An 18,760-nucleotide genomic window follows, 5' to 3' on the forward strand; every position below is an offset into this window, starting at 1 on the left:
ATGTTCAGCATGAATCCGGTCTTTCTTCTACGCTGTCGATATTGAAGTAACCGCCGGATCCTTTCCATATCCTGTGCCCCTTTACGGATATGTACTTATTTCCAAAACCAAAGACAAAGGTCTCATACTCGCCGCCTTCTCCCGTTATATTTATGCCGTACCTTTTCTCAAGGTGATACAGGCGTTCTAGATACTTATCATCTATCTCCCTTCCCAGATCATTCTCACTGAATCCTTCTGCAGATACCGATACTATCATTGCCCTTATTCCAGCATCGAGTATATCCCTCATAACCCTGTGTTGATCGACCTTCCACAGGGGGGTATAAGAGATTATGGAAAACTCGGTTGCAATTCTTTCCAGCCTTGTCTTCTGGAACTCAGATGCTATTGCGCCGGATACGATGGCCTTCACACCGTCAGATGCGTATTCTTTCACACGCTGCTGAAACCCATCCTCCAGTACGAATTCTGGCTCGATGCCAAGCATACCTGCCACGTATCCGGCCTTATCCACATTCGGGAAGTGAAACATGTATGAGTATTCCTGCGGGCGCACTATCATCGCCCTGACTATATCGAACCCCTGCTGCATTGCAATATATGCAGATAGAAATGAGTCCTTGCCGCCAGATATCAGGGCAATTGCCTTCATCAGACGATCCTCCCGAGCTTCGGTTTCTCTGAGAAATGCTCATAGCCCCTGCCAATTATTGGATGCCATGCATTCCCGTCGAACATTATGTTGTCTCCGTTCCACGTTTCTCCTATGAAATGAACCTCTATGTGCTCCGAATCCATAGCTGCCTGGAAGTCCTTGTAATTGGCTTCATCCACGCTAAAGAGTATTTCATAGTCTCCACCGTAGTTGCCAGCTATGTCATAAACATCTGAACCTGATATTTCGGAGGCTTTGTTCACGGAATCATCATACGCGATCTCATCCCTCACTATTCTGAACCCAACACCATAATCTTGTTTCATTTGATCCAGGGAAGCATAGAGGCCGTCTGATAGATCCATCATGAATCTTGCTCCATATTCGCTCATCTTTATTGCTTCGCTTATCCTCGGTTCCACGCCTAGGAGCATTGAAAGGCCACGCTTGCGATCGTAGCCGCTTTTGTAGAATATGTAACCGCTCGCCGCTCTTCCTATCCTGTTGGTGTATCCTACCATCTGCCCCTTTGCTATATCTGATCGCTTTCTTGTGAGCTTCTTCGTCTGCCGCCCGATTGCAATGCCAACCAGCGTTAGATCATCCCCCTCCTTCAGATCGCCACCTATGAAATCCACAGAGTACTTTCGCAAAACGGACATCATGCCTTCTTCGATCGCCTCAAGATACTCCATATCAAGATCTGGGCTGACTGAATAAGCCGTCATGAACGATATGGGATGGCCTGCCATTGCGGCTATGTCGCTGAGGTTTATGGAGGCCATGAACCTTCCGGCCAGATGCGGATCTGTTCCGTCGGGCAAGTGAGTTTCCTTCCTTATGGAATCTGTGGTTATCAGAAGGTAGTGATCGCCCTCGTCCACCCAAGAGCAATCGTCCTTATATGGAAGGCCGGTTATCGATGCCAGCTTGGATATTATTGACCGTTCACCGATATACTTCAATTTCATCTCACACTGGTCATCACTTGCTGTATTTTACCGTTATCGGATTTGCATCTAGCGTACGATGATCACTTAAAATTTTGCGAAATTTTCTATACTGAGTATTTTATTTTATCTCAGTAATGGATGATACCGCTTTTCCTATCTCAAGATCGATGAAGTTTAGAAAATCGTTCATCCTGCCAGCAGGTATGTTTGCACCGGCTGCAAGATCGTGACCACCGCCTACACCGCCCACCGTTGCTGCCGCTCTTCTGAAGAGATCGGCCAGATCGATGCCAATCTTGAGAAAGGTCTTGTTTGCCCTGACGCTGGCCTTTACTGTGCCCGGATCAGAATCCGCCATCGTTATGAGCGGCCTTACAGTATCAGGATCCCTTGCCAGGATCATGTTCGCTATTATGCCAACGATGTTCTCATTTATGTCTTTCCCCGCATAGAAGTAATCTATGTTATTGAGTGATTTAATGCCTTCAGCCATTATGTGGTTGTATCCATTCACAAGCTTTCTCCTATGTGATGCCATTAGAGAAAGAGCTTTGCTATAGCTCTCTCCTCGGTCGCCTGCCGCTACCTTCAGCCCAGTTAGGCCTTCATCGTATCTGCCGCATGAATTGAGAAGCGTGGCGAACTCCTTTGCATCGTAGGTGGGAGACCTGGCATCCTCCTTCGGAAATACGTACGTCTCTCCAAATATGGAATCCAGATCGTCGATGCCCGCTATGATGAGCCTTTTCAGGATCTCAGTCCTTATCCTCGTCTTCTCATCCTCGCTGAGATCGTTGTATACCCTGAATCTGTCTCCATCCTTCAGCGGCACATTGAGGTATCTCAGCATCCTCGATGCTGATCCCCTTAAATTTGATACGCCCGGTATCCTGTCAGATCCGAGCTCGAGAAATTTGGACAGCGGTCGGGTGGCACGGCCAAAGAACCTGAGATCATTTTTCACTGAGATAAGGCCTATATCCACGCCCAGATCTATGAAGGATCTGTTGATACCCTCCAGTACACCGCTGTTTGCATCCTGTACGTCTCCTATCGCCCCGACGATGGCTGGAACCACCATATCCGCGTTTTCATCTGACATAGCCATAGATACAAGAAAAGTCGTTCCGGACCCGCTTATCTCATACGATCCGTTGAGCCCGACCATGTGCGGATTCACCTGGGTTATGCCTTCAAAATCAGAATGCTGGAGGAACTTAACGATGTCCCTGCGGAACTCCAGATCTATGTCAAACTGGTCAGGAAGATGGTGATCGGTTATCAGGCACTCTATATTTGCATCTCTTATCATGTTCATGGAACCGGACCCTAGATCCACGAACCATTTAAAACCTGGTGGCAATCCCTTCAACACCATTGGATCTAGGTTCTTTATGAACACAACTTCATTCTCTATCCCTGCCCTGTCCAGGCTCGTTTTTGCTATCGCTGATGAGGATAAGCCATCGGCGTCTATATGTGAAACTATTATTATCTTCCTCTGCTCGGCGATTATTCGCGAAGCGTCCTTCGCTATTCCGAAAAGCCGGCGGTATTCATCGATCCTTAGGTATGTATCAAGAATGCTGGTCATATCTCAGGAACAGCAGAGAGAGCCTGCTTTATCATTCTCTCAAAATCAACCTGGACCATGGATCTGTCTTCCTCCTCGATCATTGACCAGAATTCAGAGAGATCCAATGATTCCATATACTGCTCGAGTTCTGCAACGTCCTGATTCAGCGAACTCTTCACTATTAGATCGAGAAGCCTGTCGTCGAACGTATCGTTGTGAACACCGCGATCTTTATTTCCACCGGTGGGATATGATATGACCTCAGGGCCGATTTTCATGCCCTCTATGAGCACCTTAGCGAGTGAATAGAGCCTGGGTGGGCGGTAAAGGCCATTTTTCCACAGATACTCAACCAGTGTGTTCTTCTGTATGTTTGTTGGGTTTATAGAGACGTCAGTAGTCACATCACGCACTTTTCTTATTGAATCCAGCACATCAGCAATTGCCGCTTTTTCTGATATGAAAGGCGGTTTGAAAAGGAGATACGTACGCACCTCCATACCATATTTTCTTGCGGCAGATGCTGCATCCATGTACTTTTTGAAACTGGAGCCCTTGTTTATTGAATTCTCTATTATGTAGTCGTTGGCCGATTCTAGGCCAATTGCTATCCTAACAGGTATACCTATCTTCCTCAACTCCTCAAGCCTTTCCGGCCTTATGTATTCCGTTCTTGATTCCACAAGGAGCTTCGATATTTTCTGGCCTATTCGCTCGTAGAAATAAGACCTTACCCCATCAGGTATCTCCATCGGATCGAGGAAGCTGCCAGATGTGAAAACTTTTAGGACATCGGAGTTCATGGTGGAAGCTACGTGATCTATTTGATGGTACAGGTTTTCCTCCGTGACATCCTGTGTATCGTTGAAGTACCCGCACATGCTGCACGATGAAAATTTATACCAGGAGCATCCCCTAGTTCTGAAGATCACCACTGTTGTCTTCTCTGGGTATCCTCTCAGCCTGTCAAGTTCATTCCACATTGATACTGGCCTGTCCGGATCGCCTCTCCCCTTGCCCTCCGGCATCAGCGATCTCACGAACAAAGCCAGTTCCTTGTTAACCATGCTTGAGCTTATTCCTTTCTGATTAAAATCCTTTTGATCCTTGTTGGGAAAGATCTTAGATATATGTCACAGCCATTATCAATTATACGTTATGATAAATACTCGAATAACGCACGTACACAAATAGAAAAGTTTTATTCCACTCAGAGATTATGTAAAAATGCTCTCCGAAAGGATGCAGTACATAAACGAGTCAGCTACGGTATCGGCATCAAACAACGTTGAAAAGCTCAGAAAACAGGGCCTGAAGATATATAATTTTGGCATTGGTGAACCTGATTTCACAACGCCGGAAGGGATCATAGATTACGCCTTTGAGATGGCGAAACAGGGAAAGACCCATTATACTCCCTCTGCTGGAATTATGGAACTCCGCGAGAAAATTGCATCTAAGCTGAAGACAAGAAATCGCATAGATGCAAATGCGGAAAACGTGCTCGTCACGCCGACGAAGTTCGGCATAAACCTCGCAATGATGGTCATACTGAATCCTGGTGATGAGGTCATCATACCGGATCCATACTACGTATCATATCCCGATATAGTTAAACTTGCAGGAGGTAAGCCTGTACCTGTGCGAACCACCGACGATTACGATATTGATCTGGATGAGATGAGAAAATTCGTGACACCAAGGACAAGGGCCATAATTCTCAATAATCCAAATAACCCAACCGGTAAGGTTCTATCGGAGAAAGAGATAAGAGACCTCGTAGATTTCGCATTGGAAAATGATATTTACATAGTATCAGATGAAATATATGAGGATCTAATATACGAGGGAAGCCTGTATTCGCCAGCTTCTATGGGAAAGGAGGCATTTGAACACACCATAACGCTGAATGGCTTTTCAAAAGGATATGCCATGACCGGATGGCGCATAGGGTATTTCGTGGCTACTGAGGAGATCGTTGAAGCCGCAAACATCATACAGCAGCAGACAATAACATGTGCTTCATCTATATCGCAGTATGCGGCTCTCAGAGCGCTTGATGACAATGAAAGTCCAGCTAGGATGAGATCCGAATTCAGGAAACGCAGAGACCTTGCATACGGCATACTTTCTGAGAGCACGGATATGAAGGTGCACAAGCCAGAAGGCGCATTCTACATGTTTCCTGGGTACAGCAAGGATATACCCTCCGAAAAGATCGCTGAGATGCTGCTGAACCAGGAGCATGTTGTCGTTACCCCAGGAAGCGCCTTTGGCGATCGTGGCCGACACCATTTCAGGATATCATTTGCGACCTCGGAAGACATTATCAAAGAGGGACTTGAAAGGCTGGTCAAATTTATGCACACATTATGATTACTAATAGTAATTATTTATAACAAAATTATTAATATTAATACAAGGATTGCCGCAAGTGAAAGTCACAGCATCGGCTCCATGTTCTTCTGCAAATCTCGGATCTGGATTCGATACGCTCGCCATTGCACTGGACGCGTTCCACGATAGAGTCACGATCAGCGATCATGATGGTTTTAAACTTACCGGCGAGGGCATTCCGCTTGATCCGGAAAGAAATACGGCCGGTCTCGCCGCGATAGCACTTCTTGACGAACTCGGTCTGGAACGGGACATTGAGATAAGGATAGAAAAGGGAGTGCCAAAGGGTCTAGGCCTTGGAAGCAGTGGCGCAAGTGCCGCAGCGGCCGTGAAAGCCTTAGATGCCTACTTCGGCCTCGGGCTGACCCAGGAGGAAATGATAGGCTATGCTATGATCGGTGAAATAGCATCATCCGGAAGTCCGCATCCGGACAACGTCTCAGCGTCCATCATCGGTGGGCTCGTCCTTGTGACGCATGATGATGACTTAAGGGCATCCAGGATAAATATATCTGGAGATTACAGGTTTCTAGTTGCCATACCTGATCTCTTTACGGAGAATAAAACCAGGGCAGCAAGACAGATGCTCCCAAGATCCATTCCGCTGGATAGCTATTCCAAGGCCTTAGGGCGTACAGCATCTCTTATAGCTGGCTTGATGTCAGGAAACAGAAATCTAATTAGGGTAGGCATGAACGACGACATTGTGGAGCCTTCTAGGATCTCGCTCTTTCCCTACTATTACGATATGAAGCGTATGGCGTTGGCAAATGAAGCTGTGGCCGCTGCTGTCAGCGGTGCCGGACCGTCCATTCTCATGGTGTGCGATGAAATGTCAGATATGGATTCGATAAGAGCAGGAATCAGTGAAATCTTTTCAAGATATAATATTACGGGGCGTGTAATAGAGGCAAGGATGTCTGGTGGTGCGTTTGTCGAAGGATCTCCAGTTTCCGATTAGGGATAGTTTCGATAGAAATGCGTTTTCTGTTAACTTTCCAATATATGCGACTACGGCCTACAGGTCTCCAGAGGGTGATCATTTCCGCTATTCCAGGGAGAATAATCCCACTGTGGAGGAGCTGGCAAGGCAGATATCTCTGCTTGAAGGTTCACAGTTAGCCGCATGCTTCTCATCCGGCATGGGATCTATATCAACCGTTTTTCTCTCCCTGCTGAAACCAGGAGACGGCCTGGTGTTGCCTATGGATGTTTTTGGAAGAACGTATCTTTTTGCAAAGGACTTTCTATCAAGATTCGGAATAAATGTTTCCATAACAGACCCTGGAACAGATAAAGTTATCGAGGCCATAGGCGATAAAACGCGGATGATCTTCGTGGAAAGCCTCTCCAATCCTGTACTTCGAGTTTATGACATAAAAAGGCTTTCTGATTCTGCGAAACAGAACAATGCGCTTCTGGTTGTAGATGATACAATAATAACTCCCGTTGGCCAGCGCGCGATCGATCATGGAGCTGATATCGTCGTCAATAGCCTCTCAAAATTCATTGGGGGACACAATGCTGCTATTGGTGGGTCGTCATCCGGATCATCTGAATTTATAAAAAATATAGATTCTGACAGGAGAAGCCTTGGATCTTCCATGGATCCTTTTTCTGCGTTCTTATTTCTGCAGGGGATGAAAACACTGAAGATACGCATAGAAAGATCATCAAGATCGGCGCAGATCATAGCAGAGCATTTGTCGACATTGGATCATGTGGAGAGAGTCTACTATCCAGGGCTGACCGAAAATGATTATCACGATCTGGCTCTCCGGACATTAAAAAATTATGGATCTGTAGTTTCCTTTGTTCTAGATGATGGTGTAGACGCATCTAAATTCATGTCATCCCTCGAAAGGATAATTCCTGCAAACACCATGGGCAGTGTAGAAACGCTCATATCTAATCCATACAGTATGTCGCATAGGAACCTAAGCGATAAGGAACGCGCAAGAATAGGCGTCGTTCCCGGATTAATGAGACTATCCGTAGGGATAGAGGAAATATCAGATATAATGGATGATATAGAGAACGCTATCAAAAAAAGTTTGAAAAGTTAGATCGTCGTTACTGATCTTTTATGAATTTATCTTGTTGATTATCTTCGCAATTTTGCCGTCTTTGTCAACCGCTTTCAGCGCTTCAGCCAGATTTTTGCTGTCTCTAGATTTTATATTTTCAGGGAGTTCAGATTGAGCCTTCAACCTGGCGCTTATGATCTTTTCTGCCGTGGCTTCCGGAAGGCCTTTCACCAAGTTGAGATTCGTTTCGCATAGAGAGATATATTCTTTATCGCTGGCTATTTTATCGACATCTTCAATGAGCCCCTTCATAGCTGTTGATATTTGATCGACATCCTTGTCGAGAAGTCCTTGAAATAGGGCCAGCATTGCGTCGGACTGCTCTTTCTTTTTCATCTTTAATATCTTTCCAATATCAGGCTCCATATTACTGTATCTCTTCGTACAAGATAAATTTTGCATTATCATGATTATAAATCATAAATGCGATTTATTATCGCATTATATTCACAATTGTATATCGATCAATACCGATACATCATACCAATTTAGGACACCAAATGGAAATGATTCACAGAAATAGGGGCAGACCGAACAACTGCCGAAACATTGAGAAAATCTATTGAAAATATAGAAACGCCAGGTGCGATGAATGTAAATATATAACATCAATTTCTACGAGGATTAATTTTTGATTCCGCGATATTCAACCGATTCGCTTTAAAGAATGCTCTGTCTCTAATACCTTAGTTTCCACTTTTCTACGAATATCAATTAGAAATAACCTATCATATCTTAATAATATGAAAACAAGAATGGATCCCGGCTTCCGGATTCGAACCAGAGACCTGCGGATTACGGCGAATTCACCGTTGAACTCTCTACAGTCCGCCGCTCTACCAACTGAGCTAAGCCGGGATAGGCAGTATCCCTAATTTCATCTCATCATTTAATATTTTCGTGGATTGCAAGTGGTTGCATTCACATCTTTTTAAGAATATCAACTATCTCATTTTCGTACTTTTTGGCAACATCGGTAGAGAGATCGGTAAAAGTTTCTATCTGCGGCGATATGAGCTGCAATGAAACTCTGGTATTTTCTCCCATCTGATGTAGGACAAGCTTGCAGGGTATGAACATGCTGGTTTCATACGATTCGCTTATAAATTCATTGGCAGCTGCTGGCTTGCATATGTTGAGTATATAGAGTGGATCGATCTTTTTCTGCATTGTCCGCTGGAGGATCTCTGCCACATCCACGTAGGAAAGTATAATGTATCCGGCTTGTTTTAAAACGCTAAAAATCCTCCCGTATACCTCCTCCAAATTGCCCTGAATGTCAATTTCGAACTTATACATATTTGAGTATTGAGACATTGCAAATTGCTGATAAAATCAATATATTTATACTGTGATGATAGCAATGAAAGCAAATTGGGCAATGATCCTGCTGGAAACATCAGTAAATCAATCATAAGCATATTCTAGAAATAGAAAAATTAGATGCCAAATGAGAACGCATAATCAGCGGATATGACAGATCATCTTTGAATCGTCTCCTAATAGTTCAATCTTAACCAGAAGGTCAATCATTAATTATGCTCACTGCTATTTTATCTCATTTTCCAGAATCAAGTGGGGCCGTCCGGATTTGGACCGGAGTTTCCAGCTCCCGAAGCTGGAAGGATACCAGGCTACCCCACGGCCCCAGCCGCCTCTTCAAACAGGCAGCACCGATATTTTGTCTCTATGTTTAAATTTTATCATATTGGTTTTGGTTTTGTGCGCACATACTGTCTATGTTATGTGCTCGATTAATCGATGGAACATAATGGCGTTGTATTCTATCCTAATTTCGATGCCAACAGAAGATCTATTATACTTTAAATTGATACGCAGATGTATAAAATGAATCAATCACGCAGAAATATAATTTTAAAAATATTAAGTAAGTTGTACGGGAAATCCGAGACGACCCGTTACAAAAGTGCGTGTTTTAACTCTATTCAGTACTGTGAAGTCCACTGCTGCGCAGTGAATTGACTTCCGTATAGTGGAAGGTGTTATTTATGGAAGATGATGAACAGATAAGGAGATATGAATTTAAGCGTGCTCTGGAGGAGCTTTCGAAGTTGCATGGGCGAGGAACTGAACTCATATCGCTCTACATACCACCAGACAAGCAGATATCGGACGTTGTTGCATACCTCAGGGATGAATATTCAACTTCCTCGAATATAAAATCAAAATCCACCAGAAAGAATGTGCTGGCCGCCATAGAATCCATTATGGCCAGGCTGAAATACTACAAGACTCCACCACCTAATGGTTTCGTCTTCTTCGAGGGGCACATAGCGACAAGAGGTGATCAAACGGAGATGTACACCAAGATAATTGAACCTCCTGAACCCATCACCACATTCATGTATAAGTGCGACTCGGAATTCCATCTGGAGATGCTAAAGACGATGCTGGAGGAAAAGGAGATATATGGGCTCATCGTCATAGACAGGAAGGAAGCAACCGTTGGCTTCCTCAACGGCACGAGAATAGAGGTTGTTGATAATGTGCAGTCACAGGTTCCCAGCAAGCATCATCAGGGCGGCCAGTCCTCGCGAAGGTTCGAAAGACTGATTGAGATAGCGGCCAACGAGTTCTTCAAGAAGGTTGGCGAAATAGCGAATAACGCATTCATGCCAAAAATAAAGGACATAAGGGCAATATTCCTGGGTGGTCCTGGAGCTACGAAGGAATACTTCTTCGAGAAGGATTACTTGCGAAATGAAGTAAAGGAGAAGATAAAGGATCTGTTCGATGTTGGATACACCGATGAATCTGGTCTCAGAGAACTTGTTGAAAAGGCTTCGGAATCCATAAAGGATATGAAGATCTCAAAGGAGAAGGATCTGATGAACAGGTTCCTCCGTGAAGTGAGAAAACCCGATGGCGGTCTCGCAATTTATGGCGAACAAGCCATACGAGATGCGCTGGAGCAGAAGATGGTTGATCTGCTCCTCATATCAGAGGGTCTCCGAAAGGTCAGGTATACATATCGATGTCCCACATGCCAGGCAGAATTAACCTTAAATCAAGAACCGAATGAATGGCCAGTTTGCGAAAAGGATGGCACTCCAATGGAACTGGTTGCTGAAGATGACTTCATAGAGGACCTTTACAGGCTAGCCAAAGAATCGGGTGCCCAGGTCGAGATCATATCGGATCAGAGCGAAGAGGGTAAACTTCTCAAGCAGGCCTTTGGCGGCATGGCTGCAGTTCTGAGGTTCATTAGAAAGGATAACGTTCAGATGATGTGATCAGATGATCGGAAGCAACGCCAGATCGCAGATCGATGACCTCATCGATTCCATGCACAGCATCGGCATTGGAAATACGCCATTCATAGAGGTTGATGATGGTATATATGCCAAAATAGAATGGATGAACAGGTTCGGTTCCATAAAGGACAGGCCAGCATTCTTCATAATATATTCACTTAAAGAATCTGGAGATCTCGACGGAAAGACACTCATAGAGGCTTCCTCAGGTAACACAGGCCTAGCCGTCTCCGGAATAGCAAAGATGCTTGGCGTACGATCAATCATAGTTCTTCCAGAGAATGCGAGTCCCTTCACCAAGAGATCCATTATGGAGAATGGATCAAGAGTCATAGAGACGCCCGCATCCCTGGGTACAGAGGGATCGATTAACAGACTCAAAGAGATGGTCTCAACAGATGATTTCATATGGCTCAACCAGCACTCGAATACCAAGAACAGTGATTCTCACTATTATACCACAGCAAGGGAAATGGTCGATTCCATGGGCGTGCCATCTGCAATAGTCGCCGGGATAGGCACAGGCGGAACAATAACTGGTATCGCCAGGTACTTCAAGGAAATAGATCCGGGCGTAAGGGTCATAGGAGTACAGCCGGCAGCAGGTTCCCACATACACGGTCTCAGGAATGTGTCCGCATCGAAATACCGCGGGATAATCGACAGGTACGGTCATCTCATAGATGAGATTGTATACGTTAACGAAGATCAGGCCATATCAGAGATACGAAGATATTATGAAAAGAGCGGCCAGCTTATAGGAATATCCGCTGGCGCAAATCTGTACGCCTCCAGGCTGTTCCATGAGAGGTACAGGAAGATATTCACGGTCTTTCCTGATTCTGGAGAAAAATACAGAGAAGAGATAGGACCTTTGATATAGGATTTTTTTAAAATTGAAGAATAAATACAACGCTTTAAATTGCTGATCATAATTACGAATCGAATGCAAATACTTACTCTCATTTCGTGGGATTTCAAAAGAAATAATAACTTCTTCAATCAAGCTGTTCTCAATCCTTACGAATATTGGGCCGATATTTTGGAGAAGAACGGCATTTCCAGATACGTCATACTATTGACCTGTAACAGGGTAGAGATATATCTCCGTGCCGGATTTCCAGAGGATCTTGAAGCAATGAAGCCCAACGTATTACATGATGAGGAAGCAATTAAGCACTTGATGGAGGTTTCTTCCGGCCTTGATTCGATGTCCCTTGGAGAAAACGAGATACTAAAGCAGGTGAAGGAGGCCTACGAGCTATCTGTCAGAAATGGGAAGGTCGACAAGGTTCTGTCCCTGATCTTTCAGAAGGCCATATTCGTTGGCAAGAAGGTGCGTTCAGAAACAGAGATATCAAGGGGGAAGGTGTCGGTTCCATCGATCGTATACGACATACTCTCAAGCAGGGTGGTGCAAAAGGTACTGATCATAGGGAACGGCATGATCGCAGGTGAGATAGCGCCATATCTCAGCGGCAAATTCGAGGTGACCATAGCAGGCCGCAACATAGATCACGTGAAGGATCTTGCATCAAAGTACAACTACAGCTACACTACTATAAATGATCTGCACGAGTTGATCATGAGAAACGATGCAATAATATCAGCTACGTCTTCTAAGACACCCATCATCAGAAGGGAAGAGATGGTCGAGGGCAAACTCTACATCGATCTCGGGAATCCGAGAAACATAGAGGATAAGCCAGGCGCGGACATAATTACAATCGATGACATTTACTCAGTATCCAATAGAAATGGATCAGCCAGGATGGAAAGCGTCGATGAGGCCCGCAGGATAATAGAGATCGAGATGGCTTCGCTCATGAACAAGATAAAGGACGTCATGATTGACGAAATTTTCGCGGATTTCTACAAATTCGCCGTCGTCGTTCAGAAGATGGAGATAGAAAAATTCAGCCGAATGCATCCTGAGATCCCAGCATCTGACGTTGAGGCATTTGCCCATTCCATGATAAACAAGGTCATGAACATACCGGTCATGACGCTGAAGAGTGTTGCCAGATCCCAGAGCAACCAGGATTTCAGCCGGATATTTTCAAAATTCTACGACAACTTCAGCGATCTCGTATCTGCTGCTCTCCAGAGCTATGAAGGTCGTCAAGATACCCAAAGTCTACGAGACCGAACTCGTCGGTTATTGCAAAGATCCTGAAGCAAGATGGTTTCATACCCTTTAGGGCAGGTGTAAAATGCTCCTCGCTCAACAGGGATTGAGAAAGATCGGTTCCTGAGGAGAAGAAACTCATCGACGGCGTTATGATGACGTTGCGCCTGAAGTTGAATGCGAATGCCGGAAGCTTGTAGACACCGCCGACACGGTCTCTTAGCACAAGTGACGGATGCTCGTGCCCAAGTATGGTGATCTTCTTGATTCCCATGTTTCTGTCTCCATGGTAGATGAAGTACCTATCATCCTCGTAAAAATCCATCATGCCTATGTTCTTCTTTGACAGTATGGTTGCAAGATAGTTATCGTGATTGCCCCTTATGAATATAAGATCTCGGTCATCATACCTATCTATGAAATACAATACATCTGTCCATTCGCTGGGTAGATTCTTAGAAAACTCCTGTTTGAAATCTCCATTTATTATTATCCTCTGTGGGTTGTATCTTTCTATGATCCTGTCCATTACGGAAGTGATGTGATCCCTCTGTATCCTTGGGAGGAACAGGCCGTGAAGGTTCATCTCCTCCTCATACCCCAGATGCAGATCGGATACCACCACTGCCTCTATATCGCTCAAGTAGACGCAATACAGGTCCGTGAGAAAAACGCCATCGAGGATCTCTATCTCCCGCATCTCAACCCTTTCTTACTCCTATGCAGGAGGCATACATTATCCTATCTCATGCAGAAAAGAGAAAAAACTGGCTGAAAAATGATCTATCACAGAGATTTTGATCCCAGGTATTTTATATATTTTATGACCTCTGGTATGTTTATTCGCATGGGGCAGACTTCCTTGCAGCCGCCAGAATGGACGCAGTAGGAAGCAGGCCACGGATCCTTATTGGTTATGTAGTTCCACATGACACCAGTTGGCCCGTTGTATGGGGATTTTGTGGAAACCCATTCTTTGCCGAGTACTCTGTATATCGGGCATGAAAAGTAGCAGCGGCCGCATTTAATGCAAAGCAGTGCTTCCTTCAGGCCCTCGTCCTTGCTAGCATCCATCCTGCCATCATCCAGAAGTATCAGATGGAAGTTCTTCGGCCCGGTCGCCGGAGAAACACGCCTCAGTTCGATGTCTGCAGTTGAACTCGGGCCGGCAGTGACGTTTATGTATGTAGGCGGAAACAGGCCAGCGTAAGCCGACTGCACCATCACCTCGTCCAGCGCGTCTCTTAGCGTCGGCACTATCTTATCGATGCCAGTGATTGAAATGTGCGTCTGTGGCATAACTGTGTCGATCCTTATATTTCCCTCGTTTTCAACCAGTGCTATGGCACCGGAATCTGCAGCGACAGCGTTGGCGCCGGTTATTCCAACATCAGCCTTAACGTACTTGGACATCAGAAACTTCCTGACGGCCGCAACGACATCCTCAATCGTTGAATTTTCGTTGATGCTCGGATCGATCTTCTTGACGGCTTTTGCAGCGTCCTCCCTTGTCATGCCCAGGGCAGGCGCAACTATGTGTGTTGGCCATCCCTTCGATATCTGTATTAGATATTCGCCCAGATCCGTTTCCCAGACCTCGTTGTGTTTAGATTCCAAGTATTCCCTGAGCCCGATCTCGTATGCAACATTTGTCTTTGAAAAGACGACCGTTTTGTTATCACCGACGAGGTCTCCTGCGATCTTCCTAGCTTCTTCTTTGTCCTTCGCTAGATATGCATGTCCGCCGAGCCTCTCCACGTTCTTAATCGTTAGACTGACGTATGAATCCAGGTTTTCTATCACCTTCATCTTCTGATCCCTAAGATGATCAGCAAGTTCGGCTATGTATGGATACTCGGTAAGCACCTTTTCGACTTCAGCGTAATTTCCGCTAGACACCATCGACATGAGATCTATCCAGTTCATCCGATCACCTCCGCTATGTCTTTAATATTGCAGTACGGCTCGAGGTTGACGTAGCACAGTGGGCATGCGACAAGCACATTGTCATAGACCGCCTTGAGCGAAGCTGCTCTGGCCTTCGCTATGCTATCGCTAAGGTCATCGTTGAGTGGTCCAGCGGGCCCTCCACAGCAGAATCCGGATCCCTTTCCTGTCACTGTGGGATCCTCCACCAGCTCTATACCTGCAGATTTGGCCTTATCCCTAATTGTATCGTACATATCGAGAAACCTGGAATATAGGCACGAATCGTGCATGACAAATTTGCCATTTCCCTTCACTGTGCCTATGATCGTAAGATAACTGCGGAATGGAATATCGAAGCCTATATATCTCTTCAGGTTCGCGAGAGTGTTCGTGGTGTGGGGATCCACGGTTATTATCTCCTCGACACCCTTTTCTTTGAAAAACTTTAGAATCTCTGTGCCGTACTCCTTGAACTCGTCAAGGAATCCCAGTTCGTAAAGAAGCGATCCACTGTAAGGTTCCTCTTCGTAGAGATAGCCTACATCCGCCCTTACCTTGGAGATCATCCTGTATATGTTCTGCAGTATCCTTACGGATCGATCTATATCCTCATCCTTGGGCTTTATGAGACGTGATCCTATCGATGCCAGGATCCTTGATTTACCAAGTGATCCGAGCGTCGGCACATATTTTTCGTATGATTTGAATACGGACGCCATCTGGTACATGTAAGACGTGTACAGTATAACTTTCCCGCCCCTAGGTATGTTCATACCGCTGGCCCACTTAACTGCCAGCTTCTTGTCCAGGGGAAAGGGGATGTAGTCTTCCATGAGGTTTCTGTATAAAACACTCTTGATGAGAGCCTCCTGCTTCCTCACGCGATCTTCGTCCAAAACATCACCGTCATGATATGATAATAGGTCATAATAAAGTATATTATGCATCAGTCCGGCATCCTGTAAAGTCTTTCTTGGCAGATGCTGCCTTTGAATGAGATCTCTCGTTTATTCATCTGTTATTATCTTAAATAATCAGAAAATCAATTTATATACAGCGAAGGTTCGATCATAATCAGCGATGATTGCATAAGCAGTGAATTATCTTGCTTCGTCCAATCGATGAAGCCTATTTCATCTGCGGGTATATCCCAAATAGATGATGGAAAGCGCGTGATTGCACCGTTCTGTTAAGGAATCAGCGCTATTTTTTATTTAGATTTCAGCAGCAACTCGGATATGTCCATGACGCTGTCGTCCTTGGCTAGGTTAGCATAACATATAGGGCATGCCGTCACTATCGGGTATCCTGTACTCTTGAGCTCTTCGAACCTTTTCTGCGATATTCTTTCGGATATTTCCGGAAAGAGCAACTCATCTGGGCCACCGCAGCATCTAGTCGGATTTTCCTCCGTGTACGCATCGAAGATCTTGGAGACATATCCCGTAAAATCGAAGTATCTGGAGAAATGGCAAGGTGCATGCACTGCATATTTTCCAGCAACTCTATCGATCTTGATCATATCCATATAATATATGACATCAAATTCAAAGTTAACATACTTTGGATATATGTACTTCAGTATCTCGTATGTATGCGGATCAATGGTAATTATCCTGCGAACGCCATGGGATCTGAACAGTTCTGAAACGTACTTTGCATATTCCCTGAATTCGTTTTCAAAGCCCAGATCGTATATGAACGTACCAGGATACGGTTCCTCCTTTCCGAGGTATCCGAACTCAATGCCGTTTTGTTTCAGTAGCTTGACAATGTTGCGTAGGTAATCGCTCATCCTTCCCATCATGCTTCTATCATACAGATCCCGGAACATGGTGGTGAACGATGGGTGCTCCCTCATTATATGGGCGATGGCGCTATCGTAATGTCCCAGGAGCTTCCTTATGCTCCCGAACTTGCGTAGATAGGCCATGAGCTGGTACATATTTCCCGTGTAGAGCAGCGTTTCCTTGGATCCGAACTCAATGCCAGAAGCCCATTCGGCGCATTTTTCCCTTACACCCAAGGGATTCTTGAACTTCATTGTGAATTCAACGATCATCTTTGCTATCTCCGGCGCCTTACCCTGTTCTGCTACGATCATCCTGCCGATCTCGCTTACCTTTCCAGCATTTACACCTGCGGGGCAGACACTGAGACAGGCATAGCAATCAACGCATGAGTAGAACGATTCTGAGGGATCGATTTCACCTTTATTGTAAAGGAATTTAGCCAGGTCTACACGCCCTCTAGCTCCCTTTGTTGAGATGAAGCCCGCAGCCGGCAGCGTTGGGCACACAGATTCGCAGAAGCCGCAGTTAACGCATTTTCCTGCTTCAGCTATCAGATCCTGCATCCTGGTCAAATATATTACCCCTGTTTAGAATGTTCTTCGGATCGAAGATGCGCTTTATCGATCTCATGAGATCCAGCGTGCGCATGTTATCGTGGAAGCGCATCTCCTCAACGAACAGTTTCTTCTTCTCGAGGCCTATTCCATGTTCTGCTGATACACTACCGCCGTGTCTAACAGAGATCATCGCCATGTCCATCATGAACTTGTTTACCTTGGCCATGGCCTCCTCGTTCGAAAGATCCGCGAATATGTTTGCATGTATGTTTCCATCGCCTATGTGACCGAAGAGAGCGCATCTAACACCATCCACATCACGTGCTTTCTCAATCTCCTTCAGGGCAGATGGCAATTCTGATACGGGAACAACGATATCCCCGATGACTATGTATTCCTTTTCACTCTTCCTTAGCCTGAGTATTGAAGCATACAGCCCCTTCCTTGCGAGGTAAATCCTGTTCATCTCCGCCTTGTCTGTTGTGCTCCGTGTCTCTATGGCGTATTTTTTCAGGATACCCTCAATCTGTTCCCTGCGCCTCTGCAGCGTCTCCGGAGGCCCGGAGGCATCAACGATCAGTGCATAATTCGTACCTTCGGGGTACTTTATGGCGTCTGGAACTGAATCCAGCGAGATCTTGTCCATGAATTCGGCCATCTCCGGTATTATGCGTTCCTTCACCTCTGATATGGCATTCCCCGCATCATCTATCGTTCTGAAGAAAGCAAGTATTCTGGCTATGCGTTCAGGCTTTGGCCATATCTTGAGGTACGCCTTGGTTATTATACCCAGAGTCCCCTCGGAACCGATCATCAGTGCAGTCATGTCGTAGCCCATGGATCTCTTCAGCGCCTTGTTTCCAAATTTTACGAGCGTGCCATCTGCCAATACTACCTCGAGCCCGAGCACCCAGTCCTTCGTCACACCGTAGGCCACACCCCTGAGGCCTCCGGCGTTGGTGGATATGGATCCTCCTACCGTGGCAGATCTGGAACTGGCTGGATCAGGAGGATAGAAGTGCCCGTATTTGTCAAGGAATCGTTCCAGATCGTCCAACCTAACACCAGGTTCTGCAACAACGCACTTATCGTTCAGGTTCAGATCGATTATGTGGTTCATTCTGAGCATTGAAATTACGATACCCTCATTCTTCAGGATCGATGATCCAGTGAGCGAAGATCCGCCGCCCCTGACGACAACAGGAACCTCATATTTATAAGCAAGCTTCATTATTCTCTGAACATCTTCCGGTGATCCAGGCAGAAGGACGGCTTCAGGCATTTCTCCGGTGAAGTAAGAAGCATCGTTCATGTAAGGGATGAGATCCTCCTTCCTTGTGATGGCATAATTCCCAAGGAAGGTTCTAACTTCCTCAATAAAACCCATGTCTAATCATTGCAATTGTG

17 protein-coding genes and 2 tRNA genes are annotated in these 18,760 nt (G+C 45.4%); 6 read left to right on the plus strand and 13 right to left on the minus strand.

Annotated elements, in window-relative coordinates:
- Window positions 1–4: 4 nt before the first annotated feature.
- From TA_RS02715 to TA_RS02730, 4 genes are all read right to left on the minus strand, one after another.
- Window positions 5–655 (minus strand): diphthine--ammonia ligase, encoded by a 651-nt coding sequence (locus TA_RS02715; RefSeq protein ID WP_010900951.1) that lies wholly within the window; start codon window positions 653–655, stop codon window positions 5–7.
- A complete protein-coding gene (locus TA_RS02720) occupies window positions 655–1,629 on the minus strand; it encodes a thiamine-phosphate kinase (RefSeq protein ID WP_048161624.1) in 975 nt (324 codons plus the stop codon). Before TA_RS02720 ends, TA_RS02715 begins: the two co-directional genes overlap by 1 nt.
- A gap of 100 nt (window positions 1,630–1,729) precedes the next feature.
- Window positions 1,730–3,205 carry a DHH family phosphoesterase gene (locus TA_RS02725; RefSeq protein WP_010900953.1) on the minus strand — a complete coding sequence of 492 codons (1,476 nt, stop codon included), beginning with the start codon at window positions 3,203–3,205 and terminating at the stop codon, window positions 1,730–1,732.
- Entirely contained in the window at window positions 3,202–4,254 is a 1,053-nt protein-coding gene (locus TA_RS02730) for an archaeosine biosynthesis radical SAM protein RaSEA (RefSeq protein WP_010900954.1), read from the minus strand. Before TA_RS02730 ends, TA_RS02725 begins: the two co-directional genes overlap by 4 nt.
- 160 nt (window positions 4,255–4,414) lie before the next feature.
- On the opposite strand from TA_RS02730, the gene TA_RS02735 reads away from it, so the two are divergent.
- Genes TA_RS02735 through TA_RS02745 form a run of 3 tightly spaced genes read left to right on the plus strand, consistent with a single transcriptional unit; the run spans window position 4,415 to window position 7,650 of the window.
- The gene (locus TA_RS02735) at window positions 4,415–5,563 is read left to right on the plus strand and encodes a pyridoxal phosphate-dependent aminotransferase (RefSeq protein ID WP_010900955.1); all 1,149 of its coding nucleotides are present in this window, start codon (window positions 4,415–4,417) and stop codon (window positions 5,561–5,563) included.
- Between the two features lie 58 nt (window positions 5,564–5,621).
- Entirely contained in the window at window positions 5,622–6,545 is a 924-nt protein-coding gene (locus TA_RS02740) for a homoserine kinase (protein WP_048161626.1), read from the plus strand.
- A complete protein-coding gene (locus TA_RS02745; RefSeq protein ID WP_394295370.1) occupies window positions 6,511–7,650 on the plus strand; it encodes an aminotransferase class I/II-fold pyridoxal phosphate-dependent enzyme in 1,140 nt (379 codons plus the stop codon). The genes TA_RS02740 and TA_RS02745 overlap by 35 nt, the downstream gene beginning before the upstream one ends.
- An 18-nt stretch (window positions 7,651–7,668) precedes the next feature.
- On the opposite strand, the gene TA_RS02750 is transcribed toward TA_RS02745, so the two are convergent.
- The 4 genes from TA_RS02750 to TA_RS02765 form a co-directional block, all read right to left on the minus strand.
- Window positions 7,669–8,037, minus strand: a complete 369-nt coding sequence (locus tag TA_RS02750) for a hypothetical protein (protein WP_048161627.1) — start codon at window positions 8,035–8,037, stop codon at window positions 7,669–7,671.
- A 394-nt stretch (window positions 8,038–8,431) separates the two neighbouring features.
- Window positions 8,432–8,529, minus strand: a tRNA-Tyr gene (locus TA_RS02755).
- A 63-nt stretch (window positions 8,530–8,592) separates the two neighbouring features.
- Window positions 8,593–8,970, minus strand: a complete 378-nt coding sequence (locus tag TA_RS02760) for a DUF302 domain-containing protein (protein ID WP_162053239.1) — start codon at window positions 8,968–8,970, stop codon at window positions 8,593–8,595.
- A 277-nt stretch (window positions 8,971–9,247) separates the two neighbouring features.
- Window positions 9,248–9,320 (minus strand) — tRNA-Pro (locus TA_RS02765).
- 360 nt (window positions 9,321–9,680) lie between these two features.
- On the opposite strand from TA_RS02765, the gene prf1 reads away from it, so the two are divergent.
- The 3 genes from prf1 to hemA all read left to right on the plus strand — a co-directional run bounded on the left by prf1 (window position 9,681) and on the right by hemA (window position 13,122).
- Window positions 9,681–10,925 carry a peptide chain release factor aRF-1 gene (gene prf1, locus TA_RS02770; RefSeq protein ID WP_048161628.1) on the plus strand — a complete coding sequence of 415 codons (1,245 nt, stop codon included), beginning with the start codon at window positions 9,681–9,683 and terminating at the stop codon, window positions 10,923–10,925.
- A 4-nt stretch (window positions 10,926–10,929) separates the two neighbouring features.
- Entirely contained in the window at window positions 10,930–11,829 is a 900-nt protein-coding gene (locus TA_RS02775; RefSeq protein ID WP_010900961.1) for a cysteine synthase family protein, read from the plus strand.
- Between the two features lie 159 nt (window positions 11,830–11,988).
- Window positions 11,989–13,122 carry a glutamyl-tRNA reductase gene (gene hemA, locus TA_RS02780; RefSeq protein ID WP_277770774.1) on the plus strand — a complete coding sequence of 378 codons (1,134 nt, stop codon included), beginning with the start codon at window positions 11,989–11,991 and terminating at the stop codon, window positions 13,120–13,122.
- On the opposite strand, the gene TA_RS02785 is transcribed toward hemA, so the two are convergent.
- The 5 genes from TA_RS02785 to TA_RS02805 form a co-directional block, all read right to left on the minus strand.
- Window positions 13,025–13,774, minus strand: a complete 750-nt coding sequence (locus tag TA_RS02785; RefSeq protein ID WP_010900963.1) for a metallophosphoesterase — start codon at window positions 13,772–13,774, stop codon at window positions 13,025–13,027. The genes hemA and TA_RS02785 overlap by 98 nt on opposite strands.
- An 86-nt stretch (window positions 13,775–13,860) precedes the next feature.
- On the minus strand, window positions 13,861–15,000 hold the full coding sequence (locus tag TA_RS02790; protein WP_048161629.1) for an LUD domain-containing protein: 1,140 nt from the start codon (window positions 14,998–15,000) through the stop codon (window positions 13,861–13,863).
- Window positions 14,997–15,899 carry a (Fe-S)-binding protein gene (locus TA_RS02795; protein ID WP_010900965.1) on the minus strand — a complete coding sequence of 301 codons (903 nt, stop codon included), beginning with the start codon at window positions 15,897–15,899 and terminating at the stop codon, window positions 14,997–14,999. Before TA_RS02795 ends, TA_RS02790 begins: the two co-directional genes overlap by 4 nt.
- 314 nt (window positions 15,900–16,213) lie before the next feature.
- Entirely contained in the window at window positions 16,214–17,359 is a 1,146-nt protein-coding gene (locus TA_RS02800) for a (Fe-S)-binding protein (protein ID WP_010900966.1), read from the minus strand.
- Window positions 17,340–18,740 carry an FAD-binding oxidoreductase gene (locus TA_RS02805; protein WP_010900967.1) on the minus strand — a complete coding sequence of 467 codons (1,401 nt, stop codon included), beginning with the start codon at window positions 18,738–18,740 and terminating at the stop codon, window positions 17,340–17,342. Before TA_RS02805 ends, TA_RS02800 begins: the two co-directional genes overlap by 20 nt.
- Window positions 18,741–18,760 lie beyond the last annotated feature (20 nt).

It is taken from the genome of Thermoplasma acidophilum DSM 1728 (assembly GCF_000195915.1).
GTDB classification, from domain to species: domain Archaea; phylum Thermoplasmatota; class Thermoplasmata; order Thermoplasmatales; family Thermoplasmataceae; genus Thermoplasma; species Thermoplasma acidophilum.

What these genes read in the sequence shown, in the direction of transcription:
- TA_RS02715 (WP_010900951.1), bottom strand. Translation starts at nt 655, where the DNA reads ATGAAGGCAATTGCCCTGATATCTGGCGGCAAGGACTCATTTCTATCT.
- TA_RS02720 (WP_048161624.1), bottom strand. Translation starts at nt 1,629, where the DNA reads ATGAAATTGAAGTATATCGGTGAACGGTCAATAATATCCAAGCTGGCA.
- TA_RS02725 (WP_010900953.1), bottom strand. Translation starts at nt 3,205, where the DNA reads ATGACCAGCATTCTTGATACATACCTAAGGATCGATGAATACCGCCGG.
- TA_RS02730 (WP_010900954.1), bottom strand. Translation starts at nt 4,254, where the DNA reads ATGGTTAACAAGGAACTGGCTTTGTTCGTGAGATCGCTGATGCCGGAG.
- TA_RS02735 (WP_010900955.1), top strand. Translation starts at nt 4,415, where the DNA reads ATGCTCTCCGAAAGGATGCAGTACATAAACGAGTCAGCTACGGTATCG.
- TA_RS02750 (WP_048161627.1), bottom strand. Translation starts at nt 8,037, where the DNA reads ATGGAGCCTGATATTGGAAAGATATTAAAGATGAAAAAGAAAGAGCAG.
- TA_RS02760 (WP_162053239.1), bottom strand. Translation starts at nt 8,970, where the DNA reads ATGTATAAGTTCGAAATTGACATTCAGGGCAATTTGGAGGAGGTATAC.
- prf1 (WP_048161628.1), top strand. Translation starts at nt 9,681, where the DNA reads ATGGAAGATGATGAACAGATAAGGAGATATGAATTTAAGCGTGCTCTG.
- TA_RS02775 (WP_010900961.1), top strand. Translation starts at nt 10,930, where the DNA reads ATGATCGGAAGCAACGCCAGATCGCAGATCGATGACCTCATCGATTCC.
- TA_RS02785 (WP_010900963.1), bottom strand. Translation starts at nt 13,774, where the DNA reads ATGCGGGAGATAGAGATCCTCGATGGCGTTTTTCTCACGGACCTGTAT.
- TA_RS02790 (WP_048161629.1), bottom strand. Translation starts at nt 15,000, where the DNA reads ATGAACTGGATAGATCTCATGTCGATGGTGTCTAGCGGAAATTACGCT.
- TA_RS02800 (WP_010900966.1), bottom strand. Translation starts at nt 17,359, where the DNA reads ATGCAGGATCTGATAGCTGAAGCAGGAAAATGCGTTAACTGCGGCTTC.
- TA_RS02805 (WP_010900967.1), bottom strand. Translation starts at nt 18,740, where the DNA reads ATGGGTTTTATTGAGGAAGTTAGAACCTTCCTTGGGAATTATGCCATC.